18 protein-coding genes and 3 rRNA genes are annotated in these 25023 nt (G+C 61.6%); all 21 read left to right on the top strand.

Annotated features, from left to right (window positions below; translation table 11 throughout):
- The first annotated feature begins 168 nt into the window (after positions 1 to 168).
- On the top strand, positions 169 to 870 hold the full coding sequence (gene infC / locus KPL76_RS09845) for a translation initiation factor IF-3 (protein WP_216336330.1): 702 nt from the start codon (positions 169 to 171) through the stop codon (positions 868 to 870).
- A gap of 27 nt (positions 871 to 897) precedes the next feature.
- Entirely contained in the window at positions 898 to 1092 is a 195-nt protein-coding gene (gene rpmI, locus KPL76_RS09850; protein WP_104243253.1) for a 50S ribosomal protein L35, read from the top strand.
- A 32-nt stretch (positions 1093 to 1124) separates the two neighbouring features.
- Entirely contained in the window at positions 1125 to 1517 is a 393-nt protein-coding gene (rplT, locus tag KPL76_RS09855; protein WP_216332863.1) for a 50S ribosomal protein L20, read from the top strand.
- A 98-nt stretch (positions 1518 to 1615) separates the two neighbouring features.
- The gene (locus tag KPL76_RS09860; protein WP_216332865.1) at positions 1616 to 2422 is read left to right on the top strand and encodes an RNA methyltransferase; all 807 of its coding nucleotides are present in this window, start codon (positions 1616 to 1618) and stop codon (positions 2420 to 2422) included.
- A 95-nt stretch (positions 2423 to 2517) separates the two neighbouring features.
- Positions 2518 to 3573, top strand: coding sequence for a phenylalanine--tRNA ligase subunit alpha (pheS, locus tag KPL76_RS09865; protein ID WP_216332867.1), 1056 nt, complete (start codon positions 2518 to 2520; stop codon positions 3571 to 3573).
- A gap of 4 nt (positions 3574 to 3577) precedes the next feature.
- On the top strand, positions 3578 to 6154 hold the full coding sequence (gene pheT, locus KPL76_RS09870) for a phenylalanine--tRNA ligase subunit beta (protein ID WP_216332869.1): 2577 nt from the start codon (positions 3578 to 3580) through the stop codon (positions 6152 to 6154).
- Between the two features lie 16 nt (positions 6155 to 6170).
- The gene (argC, locus tag KPL76_RS09875) at positions 6171 to 7217 is read left to right on the top strand and encodes an N-acetyl-gamma-glutamyl-phosphate reductase (protein ID WP_216332870.1); all 1047 of its coding nucleotides are present in this window, start codon (positions 6171 to 6173) and stop codon (positions 7215 to 7217) included.
- Positions 7214 to 8371, top strand: coding sequence for a bifunctional glutamate N-acetyltransferase/amino-acid acetyltransferase ArgJ (argJ, locus tag KPL76_RS09880; RefSeq protein WP_216332872.1), 1158 nt, complete (start codon positions 7214 to 7216; stop codon positions 8369 to 8371). The genes argC and argJ overlap by 4 nt, the downstream gene beginning before the upstream one ends.
- Complete coding sequence (gene argB, locus KPL76_RS09885) at positions 8371 to 9378, top strand: acetylglutamate kinase (RefSeq protein WP_216332874.1); 1008 nt, start codon at positions 8371 to 8373, stop codon at positions 9376 to 9378. Before argJ ends, argB begins: the two co-directional genes overlap by 1 nt.
- The gene (locus KPL76_RS09890) at positions 9375 to 10634 is read left to right on the top strand and encodes an acetylornithine transaminase (RefSeq protein WP_256438710.1); all 1260 of its coding nucleotides are present in this window, start codon (positions 9375 to 9377) and stop codon (positions 10632 to 10634) included. The genes argB and KPL76_RS09890 overlap by 4 nt, the downstream gene beginning before the upstream one ends.
- Complete coding sequence (gene argF, locus KPL76_RS09895; protein WP_216332889.1) at positions 10631 to 11566, top strand: ornithine carbamoyltransferase; 936 nt, start codon at positions 10631 to 10633, stop codon at positions 11564 to 11566. The genes KPL76_RS09890 and argF overlap by 4 nt, the downstream gene beginning before the upstream one ends.
- Before the next feature lie 138 nt (positions 11567 to 11704).
- A complete protein-coding gene (locus KPL76_RS09900) occupies positions 11705 to 12919 on the top strand; it encodes an argininosuccinate synthase (RefSeq protein ID WP_216332891.1) in 1215 nt (404 codons plus the stop codon).
- A 7-nt stretch (positions 12920 to 12926) separates the two neighbouring features.
- On the top strand, positions 12927 to 14420 hold the full coding sequence (gene argH, locus KPL76_RS09905) for an argininosuccinate lyase (RefSeq protein WP_216332901.1): 1494 nt from the start codon (positions 12927 to 12929) through the stop codon (positions 14418 to 14420).
- Positions 14417 to 14644 carry a hypothetical protein gene (locus tag KPL76_RS09910; RefSeq protein ID WP_216332904.1) on the top strand — a complete coding sequence of 76 codons (228 nt, stop codon included), beginning with the start codon at positions 14417 to 14419 and terminating at the stop codon, positions 14642 to 14644. The genes argH and KPL76_RS09910 overlap by 4 nt, the downstream gene beginning before the upstream one ends.
- A gap of 34 nt (positions 14645 to 14678) precedes the next feature.
- Positions 14679 to 15383, top strand: coding sequence for a DNA-3-methyladenine glycosylase (locus KPL76_RS09915; protein ID WP_216332907.1), 705 nt, complete (start codon positions 14679 to 14681; stop codon positions 15381 to 15383).
- Between the two features lie 19 nt (positions 15384 to 15402).
- Entirely contained in the window at positions 15403 to 16701 is a 1299-nt protein-coding gene (tyrS, locus tag KPL76_RS09920; protein WP_253202235.1) for a tyrosine--tRNA ligase, read from the top strand.
- Positions 16702 to 17393: 692 nt separating this feature from the next.
- Positions 17394 to 18918 (top strand): 16S ribosomal RNA (locus KPL76_RS09925).
- A gap of 494 nt (positions 18919 to 19412) precedes the next feature.
- Positions 19413 to 22533: ribosomal RNA gene (locus tag KPL76_RS09930) — 23S ribosomal RNA — on the top strand.
- A gap of 192 nt (positions 22534 to 22725) precedes the next feature.
- Positions 22726 to 22842 (top strand): 5S ribosomal RNA (gene rrf / locus KPL76_RS09935).
- The 16S, 23S and 5S rRNA genes sit together here, the layout of an rRNA operon.
- Before the next feature lie 183 nt (positions 22843 to 23025).
- Positions 23026 to 24006, top strand: coding sequence for a hypothetical protein (locus KPL76_RS09940; protein WP_253201988.1), 981 nt, complete (start codon positions 23026 to 23028; stop codon positions 24004 to 24006).
- Positions 23975 to 25003: an HAD-IIA family hydrolase gene (locus KPL76_RS09945; RefSeq protein WP_216332909.1), complete on the top strand. Its 1029-nt coding sequence runs from the start codon at positions 23975 to 23977 to the stop codon at positions 25001 to 25003. Before KPL76_RS09940 ends, KPL76_RS09945 begins: the two co-directional genes overlap by 32 nt.
- Positions 25004 to 25023 lie beyond the last annotated feature (20 nt).

Raw genomic sequence — 25023 nt, forward strand, 5'->3', positions numbered from 1 at the left:
GGTTGATTGCACTCCGCCCCGTCGATGAGAACGAATAGCTTCGTGAACGTCAGCAGGGCAGGTGTCTGCGAGAGCAGATGAGGGTGCGGTACGTGTGTGATGTGTGCTGCCGAAGTTCGGCGGTGTCGTTTGTGCGTGGATGATTTCAGTTTTGCGTGCCCACGGTTCATGCCGTGGTGCGTCGGCCGGGCATCCGTCAGCACAAAGGAGCAACGCATCAGCGATCCCCGTACAAACGACCGTATACGAGTACCCGAGGTCCGCCTCGTGGGTCCGGCCGGTGAGCAGGTTGGCGTCGTCAGCATCGACGTGGCACTCAGACTCGCGCAAGAGGCCGACCTTGACCTGGTTGAGGTGGCCCCGAACTCCAAGCCGCCCGTTGCCAAGATCATGGACTACGGAAAGTTCAAGTACGAAGCTGCCCAAAAGGCCAAAGAGGCCAGGCGCAACCAGGCGAACACGATCCTCAAAGAGGTTCGCTTCCGTCTGAAGATCGATGTTCACGACTACGAGACCAAGCGCAAACGCGCCGAAGGCTTTCTCAAGGCCGGTGACAAGGTCAAAGCGATGATCCTGTTCCGAGGGCGCGAGCAGTCACGCCCCGACCAGGGTGTGCGCCTTCTCCAAAGATTTGCCGAAGACGTTTCGGAGTTCGGTTCTGTCGAATCGAGCCCGACCATCGACGGTCGCAACATGGTCATGGTGATCGGCCCCCTGAAGAACAAGTCAGAGGCCAAAGCCGAGGCCAACGCACAACGAGCTGCTGCAAAGGCTCCCCGCGAGGCGCCGGCGCCCAGCAGCGCCGATACAAGCAGCGTCGAAAGCACCAGTGCACCGACCACCGCTGCAGCAACACCCGCAGCCGAGTAACTTTCCATAACCCACGAGGAGACAACAATGCCCAAGATGAAGACCCACTCCGGAGCCAAGAAGCGATTCAAGATCACCGGCAGCGGCAAGGTCATGAAGCAGCAGGCCGGCATGCGCCACAACCTGGAGGTCAAGTCAGGCCAGCGCAAGCGCCGCCTGAACACCGACCAGGTTCTTGCCCCGCAGGACGCCAAGGTCATCAAGAAGCTCCTCGGCCTCTAGAACTCACGACGACGATTTAAGGACAGAAGAAAATGGCAAGAGTAAAGAGGGCCGTCAACGCCCACAAGAAGCGTCGCGTAATTCTCGAGCGCGCAGAGGGCTACCGCGGCCAGCGTTCGCGCCTCTACCGCAAGGCCAAGGAGCAGGTCACTCACTCCCTCGTCTACTCATACCGCGACCGCCGCGCCCGCAAGGGTGACTTCCGTCGCCTGTGGATCCAGCGCATCAACGCGGCCGCACGTCTCAACGGCCTCACCTACAACCGCCTCATCCAGGGTCTGAACCTGGCCGGCATCGAGGTCGACCGCCGTATCCTGGCCGACCTCGCCGTCACCGAGCCCGCCACCTTCGCGGCGCTCGTCGCCAGCGCGAAGGCCGCTCTGCCCGAAGACACCTCGGCTCCGAAGGCTGACGCAGTAGCGTAGCTCACCGCTCCCTTTCCGGGGGCATGCCCGGGTTCGGCGCGATTATTCGTTGCCGTCCCTTGGCCGAAAAACAACTCAATATCTGCTTGACTTGGCACATGCTTGATAATCCGCGTTCACCGCGTGTTCGGGCCGTCGCCAAACTTGCAAAAAAAGGGGCCCGGTCTGAGACCGGGCTCTTTTTGTTGGAAGGCCCGCAGGCGGTAGCTGAGGCGCTCATGTTCAGCCCCCAACTCGTCGTCGAACTGTACGCAACGCCCACCGCCCTCGAGCGTTACACCGACATCGCCGAAACGGCAGTGGATGCCGGCGTCGATGTCGAGTTCGTCTCCGAGCACGTGCTCGAAGTGATGTCAGACACCGTCACGCCGCAGGGCTTCATCGCCGTGTGCCACCAGTTCCCCACGGCGGTCAAAGACATCTTCGCGGCGAAGCCGCGCCTCATCGCTGTGCTCGAAGAAGTTCGCGATCCAGGCAACGCGGGCACGATCATCCGGGCTGCGGATGCAGCGGGGGCTGACGCAGTTATTCTGACCGGCCGTTCTGTCGACCTCTACAACCCCAAGGTGGTGCGGTCGACCACTGGTTCGCTGTTCCACCTGCCCGTGGCCGTCGATGCGAACCTCGACGACGTGAAGCGCAGGGTGACCGAGGCCGGAATGCAGCTCCTGGCAGCCGACATCAAGGGTGACGACCTCCTCGAGGTGCGTTCGACAGGGCTGTTGGCCGCGCCGACCGTGTGGTTGTTCGGTAACGAGGCGCGGGGTCTCACCGACGAGAACCTGACTCTCGCAGACCGGGTGATCTCGGTGCCGATCTACGGAAGGGCAGAGTCGATGAATCTCGCCACGGCCGCGTCGGTGTGCTTGTACGAGAGTGCTTTCGCCCAGCATTCAGCGCTGTAACACTCGTCCCTCACCGAGCTCGTTGCCTCGAGATTTCTGCACAGGCGCGGAACAGCCGAAATCAGGGGCGGGCAAGCTGGCTAAACTTGTGTCTCGTGTCAGAACCCTCCCTCCCCCCTGAGCTCACCATTTCCGACGAGTCGGTTGCCACTGCAGTCGCTGCCGCACTTGCCGCGATCGACTCGATCGTCGACACGGCGTCATTCAGGGCCGTACGCTCTGAGCACGCGGGTGAAGCATCGACCCTTGCGCGTCTGAACGGCCTGCTGCGCACGCTGCCCAACGACCAGAAGTCAGCGGCTGGCAAGCTGGTGGGCCAGGCGAGGGGTAGGGTCACGCAAGCCCTCGCTGCGAAAGAGGCCGACGTCGTCGAGCTGGAGAATGCGGCGCAGCTGGCATCCGAGTCGCTCGATGTGACGGCCCTTCCCGTGCGTCGGCGCCTGGGCGCACGTCACCCACTCTCGCTCCTTCAGGAGAAGATCGGTGACATCTTCCTCGGCATGGGGTGGGAGATCGCTGAGGGGCCGGAGCTTGAGAATGAGTGGTTCAATTTCGATGCGCTCAACTTCGACCCCGATCATCCGGCCCGTGCCATGCAAGACACGTTCTTCGTCGACCCCGTCGAGTCGCACCTGCTGCTGCGTACCCACACGTCGCCGGTGCAGGTGCGTTCTCTTCTCGAACGCGAGCTGCCGGTCTACGTGATCGCGCCGGGTCGTACGTACCGCACCGACGAGCTCGACGCCACCCACACGCCGGTCTTCAGCCAGGTGGAGGGCATCGCTGTCGACAAGGGGCTGACTATGGCCCATCTGCGGGGCACACTCGAATTCTTCGCGCGCCAGATGTTCGGTGATGAGGCGAAGATCCGCCTGCGCCCGAACTACTTTCCGTTCACTGAGCCGAGCGCTGAGATGGACGTGTGGCAACCCAACGCCAAAGGTGGTGCCAGATGGGTGGAATGGGGTGGCTGCGGCATGGTGAATCCCAACGTTCTGCTCTCTGCCGGTATCGACCCCGAGGTCTATTCCGGGTTCGCGTTCGGCGTCGGAATCGAACGAACGCTCCAGTTCCGCAACAACCTGAACGACATGCGCGACATGGTCGAAGGCGATGTCAGGTTCAGCCAGCAATTCGGAATGGTGGTCTAGACCCATGCGTATCCCCCTGAGCTGGCTCGCGGAGTTCGTCGAACTCCCGGCAGGCACCACGATTGCCGACGTCCACGCTGCCCTCGTTAGCGTCGGGCTCGAAGAAGAAGGTTCACACGACTTCGACATCACGGGCCCGGTCGTCGTAGGCGAAGTGCTCGAATTCACCGAGGAACCGCAGAGCAACGGCAAGACCATCCGGTGGTGCAGCGTTCGGGTGGCTGCCGCCGGTGACACGGCGGCAGACGGAGGGGCTGATGTGCGCGGCATCGTCTGCGGTGCCCCCAACTTCTTCGTGGGCGACAAGGTCGTCGTGACGCTGCCGGGCGCAGTGCTACCCGGAAACTTCGCCATCGCCGCGCGCAAGACCTACGGCCACGTCTCCGACGGCATGATTGCGTCCACTCGTGAACTCGGGCTCGGTGACGAGCACGATGGCATTCTGCGGCTGTCGACCCTGGGCCTCGATCCTGAGGTCGGTACCGACGCACTCGCACTGCTCGGGCTGAATGATGCCGCCGTCGAAGTGAACGTCACTCCTGACCGTGGTTATGCCTTCTCGATCAGGGGCATCGCCCGTGAATACGCCCACGCCACGGGGGCGGTGTTCCGTGACCCGGCTGCAGTGCTCCCGGTCGCGGCCGCGGAGAACGGGTTCTCTGTGATCATCGACGACCAAGCGCCCATCAGGGGCAGGGTCGGAGCCACGGTGTTCGTGACCCGCGTCGTTCGCGGGATCGATGCGACGCGGCCGACGCCGGCGTGGATGGTTGCCAGACTCAAGCTCGCAGGTATCCGTTCGATATCGCTGGTCGTCGACATCACCAACTACGTGATGCTGGAGTTGGGTCAGCCACTCCACGGCTACGACCTCGACACGATCAGGGGCGGAATCGTCGTGCGGCGTGCCGTACCCGGCGAAACCCTCATGACACTCGACGGCCAGACCCGGGTTCTGAACCCGGAAGACCTTCTGATAACCGACGACAGCGGGGCGATCGGCCTTGCCGGAGTCATGGGTGGCCTGCAGACCGAGATCACCGATGCCACCACGAATGTGCTCGTCGAGGCTGCCAATTTCGACCCCATCAGCATCGCGCGCAGCGCCCGTCGCCACAAGCTTCCAAGCGAAGCGTCAAAACGCTTCGAGCGAGGAGTGGACCCAGACGTCGCGGCGGCGGCGGCGGCGCGAGTCGTGCAGCTCTTGGAGGAATTGGCGGGCGGTCGGGCTGAGAGTGCCGGGTCGCTCTTCCATGCCCATGACGAGCTTTCTGCGATCTTCCTGCCAGACGGCTACATCTCGAAGCTCGTCGGCGTCGACTACACAGACGACGAGATCAGCGACTCACTCGTCGAGATCGGGGCGACGCTCGAGCACGGCCACGACGGTTTGATCGTCTCGCCGCCGTCGTGGCGCCCTGATCTCACTCACAAGTCGACCCTCGCTGAAGAGGTGGCGCGAATTGTGGGGTATTCACGCATCCCGAGTGTGCTTCCCACTGCGCCACCCGGCCGGGGGCTCACGCGCGAGCAGCGGTTGCGTCGACTGTCGGCAGAGACGCTCGCGGCCGCAGGCCTGACCGAAATCCTCGCGTACCCCTTCGTCTCCAGCACCTCGAACACCCTGTTCGCGTCGCCTGACGACAGCGCGGTGCCGGCGATCCTGTTGGCGAACCCGCTCGACGCCGAAGTGCCATTCCTGAGGGCAACGCTCCTTCCTGGGTTGATCGACATTGCGCGCCGCAACCTCTCACGAGGCCTGACAGACCTCGCACTCTACGAAGTCGGTGCTGTCTTCCAACCGGAGGAGGGTATCCGCTACGGCATAACCGAGGTTCCGCCAGGGGCGATGAGTCCCTCCCAGGAAACCCTCGCTGAGCTGGACGCCAGTATCCCGCCACAGCCGTGGCACATCGGCATGCTCTTCCTCGGTAACTCGGTAGAGAAGCAGCCGGGGCAGCCCGCCCTCGGTTTTGGCATCGCGGACGCACTCGATGCTGTTCGCCTGCTCACCGACGCGCTCGATGTCACGCTGACTGTTCGCCAGGGTAGCCACAAAGCGTTGCACCCGGGGCGTACGGCAGAGCTCTTCGCCACGATCGTCAACCATCACGATGGCGAAGAGACGGCCCCATCGAGCGAAGCCACTTCTGACATTCCCGTGGGTTACGCGGGCGAGCTGTTGCCTGCGCTCGCCGACGAGTTCGATCTCCCTCGCGTTGTTGCTGTCGCCGAGCTCGACCTCTCGCTGCTTATGGCACTCGCAGCCCGCAGCGTCGAGGCCACTCCGCTCTCGGCGTACCCTGCTGCAACCCAGGACGTGTCGCTTGTCGTTCCCGTTGACGTACCGGCAGGCGACGTTCGGGAGGCTTTGGCACACGGGGCCGGTGAACTGCTCGAGAGCATCCGGCTCGTCGACGACTACCGGGCAGCAGGCATCGAAGAAGGGCACAAATCACTGACCTTCGCCCTCCGATTCCGCTCGTCAGAGCGCACGCTCACTGCGGCCGAGGCCAGTGAGGCGCGTATCGCCGGTGTCGCCGAGGCGGCGCTTCGCTTCGGGGCGGTGTCGCGCGAGTGAGCGGTAGGTTGGGCGTATGTCTTTTTCGGTAGCCGTAGCCGGCGCGAGCGGGTATGCCGGCGGCGAGTTGTTGCGCCTTCTTGCCCTTCACCCCGAGTTCGAGGTTCGCACGGTGACGGCGAACGCGAACGCCGGCCAGCCGTTGATCGCGCTGCATCCTCACCTGCGTACCTATGGTGACCTGACACTCGGCGAGACATCGCCCGAGGTGCTGAACGGGCACGACATCGTCTTTCTCGCTCTGCCTCACGGTAAGTCGGGAGCAGTGACCGAAACACTCGACCCAGCGACGCTGGTCGTCGACTGCGGTGCCGATCACCGCCTCACAGACGAGGCGGATTGGTCCAAATTCTACGGAGGAGAGTTCTACGGCGCCTGGCCGTACGGATTACCCGAACTCCTCATCGAGGACTTCCAGCGCCAGCGCTCGAAACTCGTCGGCGTCAAACGGATTGCTGTACCTGGCTGTAACGTCACAGCCATCAGCCTGGGTCTTGCACCCGGGCTTCGGGCCGGCGTCATCCAGCCTGTCGACATTGTTGCAGTGCTCGCCGTCGGCCCCTCCGGGGCAGGCAAGAGTCTTCGAACAGATCTGCTGGCGAGCGAGATCCTCGGTTCGGCCAGTGTCTACGGTGTGGGGGGAGCCCATCGGCACAACCCCGAGATCGTGCAGAACCTTTCGGCCGCAGCGGGGGCAACCGTCTCCGTCTCGTTCACCCCGGTTCTCGTTCCCATGGCACGGGGCATCCTGGCCACCTCGACGGCGAGACTCGCCGCCGGTGTATCTGCGCACGACGTTCGTTCAGCCTGGGAGACGGCCTACGCCGACGAGCCGTTTGTGCACGCGCTTCCGGAGGGCCGCTTCCCTCGAATCTCCGACGTGGTGGGGGCGAACACCGCTCTGATCGGCATCGCGGTCGACGAGGCCGCTGACCGTGTTGTGACGGTGACGGCCATCGACAATCTGGTCAAGGGCACTGCAGGGGCTGCCATCCAGTCAGCGAACATCGCACTCGGGCTCCCCGAGACCCTTGGCCTTCCTCTGAATGGAGTTTCACCGTGAGTGTCACCACACCGGCAGGGTTCGAAGCAGCGGGCATCGTTCGCGGATTGAAGTCCACGGGTGCCCGTGACCTTGCTCTCGTTGTGAACCGCGGGCCGAGTTCGGCAGCGGCGGCTGTCTTCACGTCGAACCGGTGCAAGGCCAACCCGGTGCTCTGGTCTGAAAAAGCTCTGCTCGACGGCGCCGTCTCGGCGGTCATCCTGAATTCCGGCGGAGCCAACTGCTACACCGGCTCCTTCGGGTTCCAGACGACACATCTCACGGCAGAGGCCGTAGCCGAGAGTCTCGGCGTTTCCGCGGGAGACGTGGTCGTCTGCTCAACCGGACTCATCGGCACGGGCGACCAGGTCTTTCGCGACAAGGTGGTCGGGGGAGTGCCCGAGGTTGTCGCCGCGTTGTCTGCCGATGGCGGCACAGATGCCGCATTGGCGATCATGACAACTGACACCAAGGCGAAGCAATCTGTCGTTGTCGGCGATGGCTGGTCGATCGGTGGCATGGCCAAAGGGGCAGGGATGCTCGCACCAGGGCTTGCGACGATGCTCGTCGTCATCACGACCGACGCAGACATCTCGCCGTCGGGGCTCGACTCCGCACTTCGCGAAGCCACGAGGGTCACCTTCGACAGGCTCGACTCCGACGGCTGCATGTCGACCAACGACACCGTCACGCTGATGGCGAGTGGGGCATCCGGAATCACCCCGGAGCCCGCTGAATTCAGCGCAGCGCTGACAGCCCTGTGCCTGGACCTCTCGCTTCAGTTGCAGGCCGATGCCGAGGGCGCAAGCCACGACATCACCATCACGGTCGTGAACGCCGAGAGCGAAGACGACGGCGTCGCAGTAGCTCGCGCCGTCTCTCGCAGCAATCTCTTCAAGGCCGCCATCTTCGGCAACGACCCCAACTGGGGAAGGGTGCTGGCCGCTGTGGGAACCACCGATGCCGCATTCGACCCCTACGACATCGACGTCACGATCAACGGTGTCAAGATCTGCAAGGCAGGCGAACCCTTCGAGAGCCGGGATCTGATCGACCTGACTCCGCGCGCCGTTTCAGTGATCATCGACCTCCACTTCGGAGACGCCACTGCCACCATCTGGACGAACGACCTGACTCACGAGTACGTTCACGAGAACAGCGCGTACGCCAGCTGATGGCCGACGTGAACGATCCAGAAATCCTGGGGGGCGAGAGTGCGCAGGGCCTCGCCGGTGTGAAGGCCGCGACACTCATCGAGTCCTTGCCGTGGCTCAAAACCTTCCACGACAAGATCATGGTGATCAAGTTCGGCGGCAACGCCATGGTCGACCCCGAGTTGCAGCGCACCTTCGCTGAAGACATCGTCTACCTGCGGTATGCAGGAATCAAGCCCGTTGTCGTTCACGGAGGTGGCCCGCAGATCTCACGGATGCTCGACAGGCTCGGCATCGAGAGCGAATTCCGTGGTGGCTACCGGGTCACGAGCCCCGAAGCAATGGATGTCGTTCGCATGGTTCTCACCGGCCAGATCAGCAGGGACATCGTCAGCCACATCAACGAGCACGGTCCGCTCGCGACAGCTCTCTCCGGTGAAGATGCAGGGCTGTTCGAGGGGCAGAAGCGCCTCGTCGAGATCGATGGTGCAGTGGTCGACCTCGGTCTCGTGGGCGATGTGGTGGGGGTGAATCCCGAGACGGTCTTCGAACACCTGGCGGCCGGGCGGATTCCGGTCATCTCCTCGATCGCTCCCGACCGTGACGAACCGGGCCAGGTTCTCAATATCAATGCCGATGCCGCGGCCGCGGCGCTCGCCGTTGCACTGGGGGCTGAGAAGCTCGTCATTCTCACCGACGTCGCCGGTCTGTACTCCGACTGGCCCAACCGCGATTCGCTTGTGTCGGTCATCGAGGTCGAGCAACTCCGGTCCCTCCTCCCTTCGCTCGAATCCGGCATGATTCCGAAAATGGGCGCCTGTCTCGAAGCGGTCGACGGCGGCGTTCCCAAAGCTGCGATCATCGACGGGCGTACGCCCCACTCGATCCTGCTCGAAGTCTTCACTCAGAACGGGAGCGGAACAGAAGTCGTGCCGCATGCCGCAGTGTCGCCTGTCCCCACGGCAACACCCAGCGAAGCACCAGCAGCAACCGAAGCAACAGCCTCAACCGAAAGGCAACTCTCGTGACCTCCGACGTGAATGTGACCGTCAATCATGCGGCCCCGGGCTTCACCCCGGGGGCATGGGTCGACACCTTCGACGAGTCGATGATGCGAACGATGGGCCGGCCCCTTGCGCTGCTCACTCACGGGCGCGGGGCGTTCGTCTGGGATGAGAACGAGAAGGAGTACCTCGATTTTCTCGCTGGCATCGCCGTCAATTCGCTGGGTCATGCGCACCCCGTGCTGGTTGAGGCCGTCACACGCCAGATCAACACCCTTGCCCATGTGTCGAACTACTTCTCGACACGCCCGCAACTCGAGCTCGCAGAACGCCTCAAGCGCATCACCGGCGCGGGCGCCGAAGGCCGTGCCTATTTCTGCAATTCCGGCGCAGAGGCCAATGAGGCAGCGTTCAAGCTGGCGCGACTCAATTCGACCCCAGCGCGAAAGACGATAGTCGCCCTCAGGAACTCGTTCCATGGTCGCACCATGGGCGCTCTCGCCCTCACCGGCAAGCCGGAGATGCAGCAGCCGTTCCTCCCGCTCCCCGGCGGGGTCATGCACATCGACTCGACGATGGAAGCCCTCGAGGCGACGATCGACGACTCGGTCGCTGCGTTCTTCGTCGAGCCGATCAAGGGCGAGGCCGGAGTCATCGACCTGCCAGAGGGTTACCTCGCACGCGCTCGAGAACTCACCGAGAAACACGGGGTCCTCCTCATTCTCGACGAGATCCAGACTGGCATCGGCCGCACGGGCCGATGGTTCGCTTACGAGCTCGCAGGCATCAAGCCCGACGCTGTGACGATCGCCAAGGGAATGGCCGGCGGTGTGCCGATCGGCTCGCTAGTGACTTTCGGGTGGGCATCAGAGCTCTTCCAGCGAGGCATGCACGGCAGCACCTTCGGAGGAAACCCGCTCGCGACCGCCGCGGCGAACGCGGTGCTCGAAGAGATCGAAGACAAAGACCTCGTGGGCAATGCCGAGCGCCGGGGCATCCAGCTCCGCTCTCGTATTGCCGAGCTGAACTCCCCGCTCATTGGTGAGATTCGCGGCCACGGGCTCCTGATCGGGCTCGGCCTCACCGAACCCATTGCCCTTCAGCTCTCGGCCGCTGCGATGGATGCCGGGCTCATCATCAACGCGGCGAATGAGTCGAGCATTCGCATGGCACCACCGCTGATCATCCGCGACCTCGAAGTCGACGCATTCATCACTCGCTTCAGCGCGGCGCTTCGCGCGCTCGGAGCACTCCCCGAACCAGAAGGCCAACTCCGATGACCCGCCACTTTCTTCGCGACGACGACCTGACACCAGCCGAGCAGGCTGAGATCCTCGACCTGGCGGCAGAGCTGAAGCGTGACCGTTTCGCAGCGAAGCCTCTTGCTGGCCCGCAGACCGTTGCGGTCATCTTCGACAAGTCGTCGACACGCACCAGGGTCTCATTCGCCGTCGGTATCGCCGACCTGGGAGGGAGCCCGCTCATCATCAGCACCGCGAACAGTCAACTGAGCGGTAAAGAAACCGCGTCAGACACGGCACGAGTCCTCGAACGCCAGGTTGCCGCCATCGTGTGGCGCACCTATGCCCAGACGGGCCTCGAAGAGATGGCCCTCAACACCACAGTGCCCGTGGTCAACGCGCTTTCCGACGAGTTCCACCCGTGCCAGCTTCTCGCCGATCTTCTCACCATTCGTGAGCACCGGGGCGAACTCGCCGGCCTCACCGTGGCCTTCCTTGGTGACGGCGCCAGCAACATGGCCCAGTCCTACCTCCTCGCGTGCGCAACGGCAGGTATGCACGTTCGCGTCGGCTCGCCCGCGGCATACTCGCCCGACCCGGTGGTCGCGGACGATGCGCGCACGATCGCGTCAACAACCGGAGGGTCGGCCACTGTTCTCTCCGACCCGGCAGAAGCGGTTGCGGGCGCAGACATCGTCGTCACCGACACCTGGGTCTCGATGGGCAAAGAAGACGAGAAGGCTGCCAGGGTGAAGGTCTTCGGCGGTTACCAGGTCGACGCTGCCCTCATGGCCGGCGCAAAACCCGACGCGCTCTTCCTGCACTGCCTGCCGGCAGATCGGGGCTACGAGGTGAGCGCCGAGGTCATCGACGGCCCGCAGAGTGTGATCTGGGACGAGGCCGAGAACAGGCTGCACGCCCAGAAGGCACTGCTGGTCTGGCTGCTCCGTCAACAGACCGTGGCTGCCTGACTCAGGACTTTCGCCGTACCTGCGTCAGTTCTTCTGCGCGCCCGACCGGCGCGCAGAGTCGAGCTGGCCCGGCCGTGGCACGGGCCCTGGTGCTGGCCCACAGTAAACTACAAGCGCTGCAAACCTCAAGGAGAAAAAGTGTCAGAACGGGTAGTGCTCGCGTATTCCGGAGGTCTCGATACCTCCGTCGGCATCGGCTGGCTGAAAGACGCGACGGGTAAGGATGTCGTGGCTCTCGCGGTCGATGTGGGCCAGGAGGGTGAAGACATGGAGGTCATCCGCCAGCGCGCACTCGACTGCGGTGCTGTCGAAGCCGTCGTCGTCGATGCCCGTGACGAGTTCGCGAACGACTACCTCATGCCCGCCCTCAAGGCGAATGCGCTCTACCAGAAGCGTTATCCGCTGGTCTCCGCTCTCAGCCGCCCACTGATCGCCAAGCACCTCGCCTCGACCGCGATCGCGCTCGGTGCCGACAGCGTGGCGCATGGATGCACGGGCAAGGGCAACGACCAGGTGAGGTTCGAGGCGGCGGTCGCTGCACTCGCTCCCGACCTGATCTCGCTTGCCCCTGTGAGAGATTTCGCCCTCACCCGAGACAAGGCCATCGAGTACGCTGCGAAGCACAACCTGCCGATCGCCCAGTCGAAGAAGAGCCCCTACTCGATCGACCAGAACGTCTGGGGTCGCGCGGTCGAGACCGGGTTCCTCGAAGACCCGTGGAACGGCCCCATAGAAGACCTCTACACCTACTCCCAGGATCCTGCTGTTGCACGCCCGGCGACCGAGGTCACCATCACCTTCGTCGAGGGAATTCCCACAGCGATCGATGGCAAGCCCGTGACCCCCCTCGAGGCTGTTGTGCTTCTCAACAAGCTCGCAGGCGACCAGGGAATCGGCCGTATCGACATCGTCGAAGACCGTCTCGTCGGCATCAAGAGCCGCGAAATCTACGAGTCTCCGGCGGGCCTCACCCTGATTGCCGCCCACGAAGAGCTCGAGAACCTCACGCTCGAACGTGACCTCGGCCGGTACAAGCGCAGCGTCGAGGCCAAATGGTCAGAGCTCGTCTACGACGGACTCTGGTTCTCCGGTCTCAAGCGCTCGCTCGACGTCTTCATCGACGACACCCAGCGCTACGTCTCCGGCGAGATCCGTCTCGAGCTCCACGCAGGCAAGGCCACCGTCACCGGTCGCCGCAGCGAGCAGAGCCTCTATGACTTCGACCTCGCGACCTACGACACCGGTGACAGCTTCGACCAGACACAGGCGAAGGGCTTCATCGAGATCTGGTCGCTCCCGAGCAAGATCTCGGCGCGGCGTGACATCGCCGCGGGCGGGTCGATCGAGGCGTAACACCGAAATGGTACAGAACCGAGCCGGAGAAGCGGGCGCCCTGTGGGGCGGCCGCTTCGCGAGCGGACCCTCACCCGAACTCCTCGCGCTCAGCAAGTCGACCCAGTTCGACTGGCAGCTCTGGCCGTATGACATCGCCGGGTCGCGCGCGCACGCCAAAGCGCTCGCCGCAGCCGGTTACCTCACCGAGCCAGAACTCGTGTCGATGTCTTCGGCATTCGACCGTCTGGCCGAGGCCATCGAGTCGGGCGAGTTCGTCGCGGAGGAAGGCGACGAAGACGTTCATTCGGCGCTCGAGCGTGGGTTGATCATCCAGGCAGGCTCTGACCTCGGCGGAAAGCTGCGAGCAGGTCGAAGCCGTAACGACCAGATCGCGACGCTGGTACGCCTGTACCTTCTCGATCACGGTCGTGAGATCGCCCATCTGGTGGTGCAACTGATCGATGCGATCGCCTCACAGGCAGCGGCGCACCCGAATGCACCGATGCCGGGGCGCACACATCTGCAGCACGCACAACCGGTTCTGCTGTCACATCACCTGCTTGCGCACGCGTGGCCGCTCGTTCGCGATCTCGAACGGTTGCGGGACTGGTCGGTCAGGGCATCCGCGTCGCCGTACGGCGCAGGGGCGTTGGCGGGCAGTTCGCTGGGACTCGACCCGGCCCTCGTCGCCCGCGAACTCGGACTCGGTGGCGGGCCGATGCCCAACTCCATTGATGCGACCGCGAGCCGCGATGTCGTGGCGGAGTTCGCATTCATCACCAGCCTGATCGGCATCAACCTCTCGCGGTTCGCCGAAGAGATCATCGTGTGGGCCACGCGCGAATTCGGCTTCGTGAAGCTGCACGACGGGTACTCCACAGGCTCGTCGATCATGCCGCAGAAGAAGAATCCCGACATCGCGGAGCTCGCCAGGGGAAAATCCGGCCGCTTGATCGGCAACCTCGCGGGGCTGCTTGCCACCCTGAAGGGTCTGCCGCTGGCGTACAACCGCGACCTGCAGGAAGACAAGGAGCCGGTCTTCGACTCGGTCGAACAGCTCGAAGTCCTGCTGCCGGCCTTCACCGGCATGGTCGCGTCGCTCACGTTCAACACCGAGCGGCTGGCCGAGCTGGCACCTCTCGGTTTCTCGCTCGCGACCGACGTCGCCGAGTGGCTCGTGAAACAGGGCGTTCCGTTCCGGGATGCGCACGAGATCAGCGGTGACCTGGTGCGCTTCTGCGAGGAGCGGGGCCTCGAGTTGCACGAGCCGACTGACGAGCAACTCGCTTCGGTGTCTCCACTTCTCACCGCTGACGTTCGCGCTGTCGTCACCGTCGCCGGGTCGATTGCCAGCCGCGACGGTGTCGGAGGAACGGCAGGTATTCGCGTCGCCGAGCAACTTGCCAGCCTCACCCAGCAGGTTCGAGCGCTGCAGAACACAGTGACCGGTACGGCAGGCGACGAATCGCTCGCACCGTCAGAGCCCACGATCTACCACCCGAAGGGCGTAGCACGATGACACTCAGCAGCCAGAATCTCCCTGACGACGATCGCCCATCTCAGGGCGGCAAGGCCGGCAAGCCCAAGATCGACCGTGACATCCGCAATCACCCCCAGTACAAGATGCCGTGGTGGCGCAAGCCGATGGGGCCGCTCACGTACTGGATCGTGGCCATAGTGGCAGCAGTCATCGTGGTCGTCGCCATCGTCCTCTCCCTGTCGCTGGGCATTCGTCTCTTCTGAGAACGCCGGCCTGGGCACCGAAGACTGAGTCGAGATGACGGGGCCCCCGATCGAGCTGCCAGGTGAGCCCGCAGACGCCGCACTCTTCGAGCAGTCGGCGATCGTGGTCGCCCCGCTCCTTCTGGGCGCGGTTCTCAGCCGATCGTCGCCTGATGGGGTCGTCGCGTTGCGCATCACCGAAGTCGAGGCGTACCTCGGTCAGGGCGATGACCCGGGTTCGCATTCGTTCCGAGGCCAGACGCGCTCGAACTCGGCGATGTTCGGCGATCCCTTCCACCTCTACACGTATTTCACCTACGGAATGCACACCTGTGCGAACATCGTCTGTTCCCCAGTGGGCACGGCAAGCGCCGTGCTGCTGCGGGCGGGCGAGATCATCGAAGGCGAGACGCTCGCCCGCGCCCGCCGCGGTGCCGCGGTTGCGGTCAGAGATCTGGCGCGCGGCCCGGCCAGGCTCACCAAGGCGCTCGGCATTCCGTTGAGCGATGGGGGAGTGCGGCTCGACCAGGCACCATACGAGCTGCGGATGCCCGGGCATCCATTGCCGTTCGCCACCAGTTCACGCACTGGCGTCAGCGGGGCGGGCGGCACAAGCACCTACCCGTGGCGGTTCTTCCTTCCGGGGGAGCCGACCGTCTCGCCCTACAGGCGTCACCAAACTGTCCCGCTCGCCGACGTGACACCGCCTCGTATCGGAGGGCGGCCCGGCACCGAAGGCTCGCAGGGCTCGGCGCGCTGATACTCTGAACACCGTGTCTGTGCCTGCCTCAGTGACCCTGTCTTCCCAAAAGAACGATCCGTCGTTCGGCTCAGTGTGGGAGGAGCTGAAGTGGCGAGGCCTGGTGCATGTGTCGACCGACGAGGCCGAGCTCGGTTCTCTGCTCGCCGGTGACCCGATCACGTTCTACTGCGGTTTCGACCCGACCGCGCCGAGTCTCCACCTCGGCAACCTGGTGCAGCTGTTGGTGATGCGCCGGCTGCAACTTGCCGGCCACAGACCACTGGCACTCGTCGGCGGGTCGACGGGTCTCATCGGTGACCCTCGTCCCACGGCCGAGAGAACGCTGACGGCGAGGGACACGGTGGCCGAGTGGGTCGGCTACCTCCAGACCCAGATCTCAAGGTTTCTGAGTTTCGACGATGTCAACGCCGCTCGGCTCGTCAACAACCTCGACTGGACAGCACCGCTCAGCGCCATCGACTTCCTCCGCGATATCGGCAAGTACTTCCGTGTCGGCACCATGCTCAAGAAAGACGCAGTCAGCGCGAGGCTCCACTCTGACGCCGGAATCAGCTACACCGAGTTCAGTTACCAGATCCTGCAGGGGCTCGACTACCTCGAACTCTTCAGAACCTACGGGTGTGTACTTCAAACCGGTGGGAGTGACCAGTGGGGCAACCTCACCAGCGGCACCGACCTCATCCGCAAGGCGGAACAGGCGAGTGTGCACGCAATCGGCACGCCGCTCATCACGAATTCCGATGGTACGAAGTTCGGCAAGAGTGAGGGCAATGCGATCTGGCTGGATGATCGGCTCACCAGCCCGTACGCGTTCTACCAGTTCTGGCTCAACACCGACGACGCCGACGTCGTCGAGAGGCTCAAGATCTTCACCTTCCTGAGCCGCGCCGAACTCGACCGCCTGGCCGCGGCCACAGAATCCGAACCGTTCCGGCGGGAGGCCCAGCGCACGCTCGCCTACGAGGTCACCTCTCTGGTGCATGGCACAGACGCGACGGATGCTGCCATCGCAGCCTCTGCAGCCCTCTTCGGCCAGGGTGAGCTCTCCGATCTTGCCGAACCGGTACTTCGGCAGGCCCTTGCTGAAGTCACGGCCATCGAGGCGGGCGCTGACGTTCCTGTCACGGAACTACTGGTTCAGACCTCGCTCTGCGCATCGCTGAGTGAAGCGCGTCGTGCGGTTGACCAGGGTGGTGTGTACGCGAACAACGTGAAGATCTCTTCACCGGCAGAACTGTCTGGTGCTCTCGCTGATCGGGGCATCATCGTTCTGCGTCGCGGCAAGAAGTCCTTCGCCGGCGTCTTCGTCGCCTGAGGTTCCCGGGTGTCCGGAACGGCGCGCACGCTCGACACGCCTGCGCGCTGGAGCTTGGAGAATCGCATCGCGATTCCGCGACGCCAGCGCCCGGGACAGCTGTGCTGGCCCGGGTTCCCGGGAGGACGCGCACACTCGACACGCCTGCGCGCTGGAGCTTGGAGAATCGCATCGCGATTCCGCGACGCCAGCGCCCGGGACAGCTGTGCTGGCCCGGGTTCCCGGGCGAGACGCGAAGCGACACGCCCGGGCGTAGAGCCCAACTTGCCAGACACGAAACATGCCCGTAATGTTTCCTCTTGTCACCCCAAAGGTTCGGAAAGCGGAAGAGCTTACCGGCCTCAAGCGGGGCCATCCACAGCAGTGAAAACCTCTTGTTCGAAAGAACTTCGAGAGTTTGGGCACAGCTCGTCGGATGTAGATATATAGTAGTGAAGTTGCCTGTTCGGGTCTTCGTCGTAACGATGAAGCAACCGGTTCAGAGCGTCCGATCTTTGAGAACTCAACAGCGTGCACATTGTCAAATGCCAAATCCCCGTGGCACCTTTTGGGTGTCCGGGTTCCTTTGGGAAATGAAATTAGCAGATCACTTTTAGTGGTTTGCGGACAAGCAAGTCAGTAATGATTTGTTCTGTCAGCATCAAACTTGTCATTCGTTCTTCGATTCCCGTTGAGCGTTTGGCGCGTAAGCATTTACGGAGAGTTTGATCCTGGCTCAGGACGAACGCTGGCGGCGTGCTTAACACATGCAAGTCGAACGATGATCCAGAGCTTGCTTTGGTGATTAGTGGCGAACGGGTGAGTAACACGTGAGTAACCTGCCCTTGACTCTGGGATAAGCACTGGAAACGGTGTCTAATACCGGATACGACCTTTGACGGCATCGTCTATTGGTGGAAAGAATTTTGGTCAAGGATGGACTCGCGGCCTATCAGGTTGTTGGTGAGGTAATGGCTCACCAAGCCTACGACGGGTAGCCGGCCTGAGAGGGTGACCGGCCACACTGGGACTGAGACACGGCCCAGACTCCTACGGGAGGCAGCAGTGGGGAATATTGCACAATGGGCGAAAGCCTGATGCAGCAACGCCGCGTGAGGGATGACGGCCTTCGGGTTGTAAACCTCTTTTAGTAAGGAAGAAGAACTTCGGTTTGACGGTACTTGCAGAAAAAGCACCGGCTAACTACGTGCCAGCAGCCGCGGTAATACGTAGGGTGCAAGCGTTGTCCGGAATTATTGGGCGTAAAGAGCTCGTAGGCGGTTTGTCGCGTCTGCTGTGAAAACTGGAGGCTCAACCTCCAGCCTGCAGTGGGTACGGGCAGACTAGAGTGCGGTAGGGGAGATTGGAATTCCTGGTGTAGCGGTGGAATGCGCAGATATCAGGAGGAACACCGATGGCGAAGGCAGATCTCTGGGCCGTAACTGACGCTGAGGAGCGAAAGCATGGGGAGCGAACAGGATTAGATACCCTGGTAGTCCATGCCGTAAACGTTGGGAACTAGATGTAGGGGCCATTCCACGGTTTCTGTGTCGCAGCTAACGCATTAAGTTCCCCGCCTGGGGAGTACGGCCGCAAGGCTAAAACTCAAAGGAATTGACGGGGGCCCGCACAAGCGGCGGAGCATGCGGATTAATTCGATGCAACGCGAAGAACCTTACCAAGGCTTGACATATACCGGAAACCTGCAGAAATGTAGGCCCCGCAAGGTCGGTATACAGGTGGTGCATGGTTGTCGTCAGCTCGTGTCGTGAGATGTTGGGTTAAGTCCCGCAACGAGCGCAACCCTCGTTCTATGTTGCCAGCACGTTATGGTGGGAACTCATAGGAGACTGCCGGGGTCAACTCGGAGGAAGGTGGGGATGACGTCAAATCATCATGCCCCTTATGTCTTGGGCTTCACGCATGCTACAATGGCCGGTACAAAGGGCTGCAATACCGTAAGGTGGAGCGAATCCCAAAAAGCCGGTCTCAGTTCGGATTGAGGTCTGCAACTCGACCTCATGAAGTCGGAGTCGCTAGTAATCGCAGATCAGCAACGCTGCGGTGAATACGTTCCCGGGCCTTGTACACACCGCCCGTCAAGTCATGAAAGTCGGTAACACCCAACGCCAGTGGCCTAACCCGTAAGGGAGGGAGCTGTCTAAGGTGGGATCGGTGATTAGGACTAAGTCGTAACAAGGTAGCCGTACCGGAAGGTGCGGCTGGATCACCTCCTTTCTAAGGAGCACGTTCATCGGTCCTCTGTATACAGGGACACAAACGATGACAGTCATTTCAACGGAAGTTATCTGTTGGTGGCGCTCATGGGTGGAACATTTGACATTCACGTAGTGCATCGGATTCTGTTAGTACGACCTTCGGGTTTGGAACGGGGGGTTGGGTGTGACCGTGTTGTGCACGCTGTTGGGTCCTGAGGGACCGGGCAGCTTTTTCGTCGTTCGCAGGCCTTATGGTTTGTGGGTGGTGGGAGGGTTGGCTGTAACTTGTTTGGACCTTATTTCGGCCCTGGCTTTTGGCTTGGGGTTGTTTGGGGTACCGCCCGTATTTTGAGAACTACACAGTGGACGCGAGCATCTTCAGATGTGTCACGTATATGAACCGGATGCCTTTTGGGGTGGCCGGTGATTGTTGCGGGCACTGTCTGATAATCAATGTTCCCCGGGCCTTTATGGTTCGGGATTAACATTGGTCTTTGTTGTGTAATTTTGTTTGTTGAAGTTTTTAAGAGCAAACGGTGAATGCCTTGGCATCTGGAGCCGAAGAAGGACGTATAAATCTGCGATAAGCCTCGGGGAGCTGATAATAGAGCTGTGATCCGAGGGTCTCCGAATGGGGAAACCCCGCCAGGCCCGTGAGGTGACCTGGTGACTCCCGCCTGAATATATAGGGCGGGTAGAGGGAACGTGGGGAAGTGAAACATCTCAGTACCCACAGGAAGAGAAAACAACATGTGATTCCGTGAGTAGTGGCGAGCGAAACCGGAACAGGCTAAACCGATCATGTGTGATAGCCGGCAGGCGTTGCATGGTCGGGGTTGTGGGACTTTTCAGCAGTTACTGCCGTACTGCGAGGATTACAGCGCCATATAGACGAATGGGATTGAAAGCCCAGCCGTAGCAGGTGCCAGCCCTGTAGTCGAAATGTGGTTATGGTCCGAAGAGTATCCCAAGTATCGCGGGGCCCGAGAAATCCCGCGTGAATCTGTCAGGACCACCTGATAAGCCTAAATACTCCCAGATGACCGATAGTGAACAAGTACCGTGAGGGAAAGGTGAAAAGTACCCCGGGAGGGGAGTGAAATAGTACCTGAAACCGTTTGCTTACAAGCCGTCGGAGCGCCCTTTGTTGGTGTGACGGCGTGCCTTTTGAAGAATGAGCCTGCGAGTTAGTGATCAGTGGCGAGCTTAACCCGTGAGGGGAATGCGTAGCGAAAGCGAGTTCGAATAGAGCGTTTGAGTCGCTGGTTCTAGACCCGAAGCGAAGTGATCTATCCATGGCCAGGTTGAAGCGACGGTAAGACGTCGTGGAGGACCGAACCCACTTCAGTTGAAAATGGAGGGGATGAGCTGTGGATAGGGGTGAAAGGCCAATCAAACTTCGTGATAGCTGGTTCTCTCCGAAATGCATTTAGGTGCAGCGTTGCGTGTTTCTTGCCGGAGGTAGAGCTACTGGATAGCCGATGGGCCCTAAAAGGTTACTGACGTTAGCCAAACTCCGAATGCCGGTAAGTGAGAGCGCAGCAGTGAGACGGTGGGGGATAAGCTTCATCGTCGAGAGGGAAACAACCCAGACCACCATCTAAGGTCCCTAAGCGCGTGCTAAGTGGGAAAGGATGTGGAGTTGCATAGACAACCAGGAGGTTGGCTTAGAAGCAGCCACCCTTGAAAGAGTGCGTAATAGCTCACTGGTCAAGTGATTCCGCGCCGACAATGTAACGGGGCTCAAGCACGCCACCGAAGTTGTGGCATTTATATTTTTGGCAGGCCTTCGTGGTCCAGCCGTATGGATGGGTAGGAGAGCGTCGTGTGGCCAGCGAAGCGGCGGTGTAAACCAGCCGTGGAGGCCACACGAGTGAGAATGCAGGCATGAGTAGCGAAAGACGGGTGAGAAACCCGTCCTCCGAAAGATCAAGGTTTCCAGGGCCAGGCTAATCCGCCCTGGGTAAGTCGGGACCTAAGGCGAGGCCGACAGGCGTAGTCGATGGACAACGGGTTGATATTCCCGTACCGCAGAAGAACCGTCCAAGCCAATCCGCTAATGCTAAGCATCTGAAACCAGATAGACGGATCCCTTCGGGGTGAAGCGTTCTGGCGTAGCGTGCGACCCGATGTGGTGCGGTTAGCGTATTAACAGGTGTGACGCAGGAACGTAGCTGAGCCGGGCGATGGTTGTCCCGGTCTAAGGATGTAGGCCGAGGGGTAGGCAAATCCGCCCCTCATATAAGGCTGAGACTCGATGGGTACCCTTCATTGGGGAAATCAGTGATCGTCTGCTGCCAAGAAAAGCATCGGCGCGAGGTTCCATGTGCCCGTACCCCAAACCGACTCAGGTGATCAGGTAGAGAATACTAAGGAGATCGAGAGAATCGTGGTTAAGGAACTCGGCAAAATGCCCCCGTAACTTCGGGAGAAGGGGGGCCGGAGTCGTGAAGGGATTTACTCCTGGAGCGATGTATGGCCGCAGAGACCAGTGGGAAGCGACTGTTTACTAAAAACACAGGTCCGTGCCAAGTCGCAAGACGATGTATACGGACTGACGCCTGCCCGGTGCTGGAAGGTTAAGAGGAAGAGTTAGCCGCAAGGCGAAGCCCAGAATTTAAGCCCCAGTAAACGGCGGTGGTAACTATAACCATCCTAAGGTAGCGAAATTCCTTGTCGGGTAAGTTCCGACCTGCACGAATGGCGTAACGACTTCCCAGCTGTCTCAACCGCGAACTCGGCGAAATTGCACTACGAGTAAAGATGCTCGTTACGCGCAGAAGGACGGAAAGACCCCGTGACCTTTACTATAGCTTTGTATTGGTGTTCGGTGTGGCTTGTGTAGGATAGGTGGGAGACTGTGAAGCGGGCACGCTAGTGCTGGTGGAGTCATTGTTGAAATACCACTCTGGTCACTCTGGATATCTAACTACGAACCGTAATCCGGTTCTGGGACAGTGCATGGTGGGTAGTTTAACTGGGGCGGTTGCCTCCTAAAGAGTAACGGAGGCGCCCAAAGGTTCCCTCAACCTGGTTGGCAATCAGGTGGCGAGTGTAAGTGCACAAGGGAGCTTGACTGTGAGACTGACAAGTCGAGCAGGGACGAAAGTCGGGACTAGTGATCCGGCAGTGGCTTGTGGAAGCGCTGTCGCTCAACGGATAAAAGGTACCTCGGGGATAACAGGCTGATCTTGCCCAAGAGTCCATATCGACGGCATGGTTTGGCACCTCGATGTCGGCTCGTCGCATCCTGGGGCTGGAGTAGGTCCCAAGGGTTGGGCTGTTCGCCCATTAAAGCGGTACGCGAGCTGGGTTTAGAACGTCGTGAGACAGTTCGGTCCCTATCCTCTGCGCGCGCAGGAAATTTGAGAAGAGCTATCCCTAGTACGAGAGGACCGGGATGGACGAACCTCTGGTGTGTCAGTTGTACTGCCAAGTGCACCGCTGATTAGCTACGTTCGGAACGGATAACCGCTGAAAGCATCTAAGCGGGAAGCCGGCTTCGAGATGAGATTTCCATACCATTTATGGTGAGAGGCTCCCAGGAGACTACTGGGTTGATAGGCAGGATGTGGAAGCACCGACGAAAGAGGTGTGGAGCTGACCTGTACTAATAAGCCGATAACTTCAACACCACCACCACACCCCCAGCAACGGCATGGTGTGGCTGAAAATCTTTGCGCAACAAAAACACTCGCGTCCACTCTGTGGTTCCCGACATACGGTCGGGTCACAACCAAACCCCCAAGGGTTCGGTACAACTAAACATGAACGAAGCTAAACACTTCCGAACATTTTTAGACACCCGTAAGGATGTCCCTAATGTTTCGGCGGCCATAGCGCGAGGGAAACGCCCGGCAACATTCCGAACCCGGAAGCTAAGACTCGCAGCGCCGATGGTACTGCAAGGGAGACCTTGTGGGAGAGTAGGACACCGCCGGACTCACTTTAGAAACACGACAGAGGCCCACCCCACCAGGTGGGCCTCTTCTCGTTAACAGACAACCCCCACAACCGGCACCTAAAGTGACCAACGGGAATCCGTGCAGAGCCTCGTGAACACACCGAGACGTTTACACTGGAATCCATACCTACACAGCGCGCGTACGAATAAACAAGGAGTGTCATGAGCGATTCACCAGACAGGGAGAAGCGCCCAGGGCGACGTGAAGACGGCGCGCGATCAGATGGCGGCAGGACGGGTTCAGCTCGACCGCGGAGCGCCAAGCCTCCTCAGGCGTCAGGTGAACGGCGCCTCTGGACCAGCGACGGTAAGCCTGCCCGCAGTGCAGCTCCCGGTTCCCGTGACAAGCAGCACGCGCAGCGTGGCGGTCGCCGGGAAGAGGAGCTCACCCCCGAAGAACTCCGCGCCAGGGAACTCCGCGCCGTCCGCCCACATCATGACGACCCCGAGGTGCCCGAAGACGTTTCGGTCAAGGAACTCGACCGGGGTGCGTTCAATGAACTGAAGACTTTGTCGAAAGAGAACGCCGACGGTGTGGCAAAGCACCTCGTGATGGTCGCACGACTGATCGAATCGGATCCGGAGCTGGCGCACAAGCACGCAACGTCTGCTTCCCGTCGCGCGGGGCGCATCGCCATGGTGCGCGAGACACTCGCCATCACGGCCTATGCGACAGGCGACTACGCCCTCGCGATTCGCGAATTGCGCACCTATCGACGGATCTCGGGGTCGAATGAGCAACTTGCGCTCATGGTCGACAGTGAGCGTGGACTCGGACGCCCCGATCGAGCACTGGAGCTGGGCCGCTCTGTGGAGCGTCACACTCTCACGCCCGCAACCCAGGTGGCCGTGGCGATTGCCATGTCGGGGGCGCGTCTCGATCTGAACCAGCCCGAGGCGGCACTTGCCGAGCTCGAGATTCCCCAGCTCGATCGCAACCTCGCCTACTCCTACAGCCCCGAGCTGTTCTGGGCGTACGCAGAGGTGCTCGATGACCTCGGTCGCGAGAGCGACGCGGCGCAGTGGCGTGCCTACGCCGAGCGTGCCGAAGACGCGCTCGACGCGGCCGAAGGTGATGACGACACGATCGAGGTCTTCGAGGAGGAGGTGGATGGTGGCGCTCTTCACGAAGAAGGTGAGTGACGGAGGGCTGCTTGCTGCTCCGATCGATGGTGTGGATGTTCTGCTCGCCGACCTCGACGGGGTGGTCTACAAGGGCAAAGGTGCCATCGACCACGCCGTCGGTGCCCTGAGCCGCGCCGCGGGTTCCGGGATTCGCGTGGGCTACATCACGAACAACGCGTCGCGCACAGACGCACAGGTCGCTGAACACCTTTCCAGTTTCGGTCTCTCGGTTGGAGCTGCTGATGTCGTGACCAGTCCGCAGGCTGCCGTTCGGCTGCTTTCGGGGCTCGTGCCGGCGGGCTCCACGATCCTGGTCGTCGGGGGTATCGGGTTGACCAGTGAGGTCGAGAGGGCGGGATTCAGCGTGACACGGCAGGCGGATGACCTGCCCGCGGCCGTCATCCAGGGCTTTTCGCCTGATGTCGGCTGGAAAGACCTTGCTCAGGCCAGTTTTGCCCTCCACCGAGGAATTCCGTGGGTGGCCACCAACACCGACTGGACCATTCCCGTTGAGGGCGGCATCGCGCCGGGCAACGGCACGCTTGTGTCTGCGGTACACACCGCTGTGGGCATCCTGCCCGTCGTGGGCGGAAAGCCCGAGAAGGCGATCTTCGATGCAGCCGTGGCTCGTTTCGGTGCGGAGAATCCGCTCTTCATCGGCGACCGTCTCGACACAGACATCATCGGCGCGAACCGCGCAGGAATGCGATCCGTGCAGGTGCTCACCGGCATCGATGGCCCGAAGCAGCTGCTCGCCGCGGACAAGGATTCCCGGCCGACCTTCATTCTCGACGACCTGCGCGGGTTGTTCGAGCCGTACCCTGACGTGCAGGTCGCAGACGATCTGTTGTCGGCGACCGCGGGCAAGGCGGTCGTGCGTCTTCGTGGGAACAGTCTCGAGGTCGCAAAGGCCGGCGACTCTGGCGTCAACAGACTGAGGGCCGCGTGCAGCCTGCTCTGGGCATCCGGTCGCCCGATTTATGGGCTGGTCGTAGCGCCTGAGCTCTATAGCTGAAACGCGCGGGTAGCCTTGGA

The organism is Subtercola sp. PAMC28395 (assembly GCF_018889995.1).
Classification (GTDB): domain Bacteria; phylum Actinomycetota; class Actinomycetes; order Actinomycetales; family Microbacteriaceae; genus Subtercola.